Annotated in this window: 2 protein-coding genes; both read right to left on the bottom strand. The window is 62.4% G+C overall.

The window, feature by feature from the left end:
* Positions 1-61 precede the first annotated feature (61 nt).
* On the bottom strand, positions 62-1,006 hold the full coding sequence (locus MF4836_RS34605; RefSeq protein ID WP_078474162.1) for a DUF4123 domain-containing protein: 945 nt from the start codon (positions 1,004-1,006) through the stop codon (positions 62-64).
* A partial coding sequence (locus MF4836_RS34600) for a type VI secretion system Vgr family protein (protein WP_153050309.1) occupies positions 1,003-2,033 on the bottom strand: 1,031 nt, incomplete at its 5' end. The genes MF4836_RS34605 and MF4836_RS34600, both read right to left, overlap by 4 nt.

The raw sequence follows: 2,033 nt of genomic DNA, 5'->3' as shown, positions 1-2,033 counted from the left end.
CAGGCCCCGGTGGGATTGGGCGCGGCTTCATTGATGGCAATGCCGAGGGCGGTGCTGGTGCTCATGAGTAGTTCTCCGCGCGGGGCAGGGAGGTCGCGATGTGGGTCCAGGCCGCGTCGTCATAGGCGTCGAAACGTGCCTGCAGGGATAGGTTGCCGGCGGCGGCTTGGGCGATGTCGCGCTGAATGTCGGGGTGCTGCGGCAGGTGGGGATGGATGAATACCCGGTGCAGGCAGAGGCTGATGATGTCGTGGCTGTCGCTGAGTTTTCGGTCCCTGGCGTCGCGGACCAACCGGAAGGCGTGGGTGCCCGCTTGTGGTGGCAGCAGGCTGGTGCCTTTCCAGCGCCAGGGGGCGTAGCGCGGTGGCCGCTTCAGGGCATGGCGCCACACGCCCAGAAAGTCGCTGATCAAAGGGGCGAGGTGCTGGGTGTCACGAACTAACGGGGGCAGCTCCCCTTGCTGAGGAACGGTACTGCCGCGCAACACGGTAAAGCTGCCCCAACTTGTGGGGCAGAGCCAGGCACTGATGGGGCCGAGCACTTCAGCTATTTGGCTGCGCAACGCTGCGATCAGGAGTTCCAGCCGGATGGGCTCATACCACGGCGACAGCGTCCGGCCTCGACCGGGCGCAGTGGCGTGGCATTGGGCGACAAGGTGATCGGCGACCGCCGCCAGCGGTTGTGGGCTGAGTAACCAACCGCAGACATAGCGCTTGTTGCGCGTCAGATCGTCCAGGGCGTAATGGGCGCCCAGTTCCAGGTAGCGCGCTGCTGGGGTTTCACCCGGTGCCGCCAACTGGACCAGTGCAGGGCAGGCTTCGGGAGAGTGTGCCAGGTCCGGCCGCAGGACCCGGACAATAGCCGACTCACCCAGCGCCTGAGTCAGTGACGGAATGCTGAGCGGGTGCTCCTGATCGCACTCGGCCAAACCATCGACCAGCACATAGAGGTAGTCACCGGGCGCTCGATACTGCTCGGCGAAGTGTATGACAGGGCGCGCGGTCATCGATTGCGCTCCACGCAATCGGCTTCGAGCCCATCGAGCACCTGATTGATCAGGGACAGGCTGTTGCTGCCAGCGCCGCCCTGTAGATTTAGCGGCCCCTTGACCACGATGTTGATGCCATTGAACGTGATGCCGGAGCCGTCGATACGGATGCTGCCCCCCGGCCCCCTGATCAGCAGTTCATCTGCGGCCTGTAACTCGTAGTCCTTGGTTCGGTGCCGAATCGCCTGGCCTGCTTGCAGTTCGGATCGGCCTTCGATGGTGAGTTCCTGATGCCCGCCGATGCTGACCCAGTGGTTGGCGGTGGTCTTGTCGCGGCGGTGATTGCCGACTTCTTCGGTACGGTCTTTGCCGGTGCGGATGCTGTGATTGCGGCTGATGCTCAGGGTGTCGTCCTGGCCGATTTCGTGGCGGCGGTCTTGGCCGATGTTCACTTGTTCGTCGTTGCCGACCGTCTCTTTGCGGTCGTGGCCGATGCTGATGGTTTCGTCTTGCTCGACTTGTTCGCTGCGATCATGGCCAACGAAGGTGGTTTCGTCGTGCTTGATATGGATGTTCTGGTCTTTCTGCCCGTGGACGTAGATTTCTTCCTGGTCCTTTTCATCCTCGAAGCGCAGTTCGTTGAAACCTTCGCCCTTGTGGGTTTTGCTTTTGAGGGTCATCCGGGTCTTGTGCCGGGGCAGTTCGTAGGGCGGCAGTTGCAGGCGGTTGTAGGTGCGGCCGGTGATGATCGGTTGGTCCGGGTCGCCGTCGAAATGGTCGACGATAACCTCCTGGCCGATACGCGGGATGGCCATATGGCCCCAGGTGGCGCCCGAAATGTTCTGCGAAACACGGATCCAGCAGGAACTGTATTCGTCCTGCTTGCCCTCGCGATCCCAGGGGAATTGAACCTTCACTCGGCCGTATTCGTCGGTAAATATTTCCTCATTTTTTGGGCCGACCACGGTGGCGTTTTGCGGACCGTCGATCAGTGGTTTGCGCAGCGGCTCAGCGCGCCACTCGGCATCGTCCGGCACCAGTTCGG

The organism is Pseudomonas sp. MF4836, assembly GCF_002018875.1.
GTDB lineage: Bacteria > Pseudomonadota > Gammaproteobacteria > Pseudomonadales > Pseudomonadaceae > Aquipseudomonas.
Note: the sequence above shows the minus strand (reverse complement) of the source record. Positions and strands in the feature narration are given on the sequence as shown.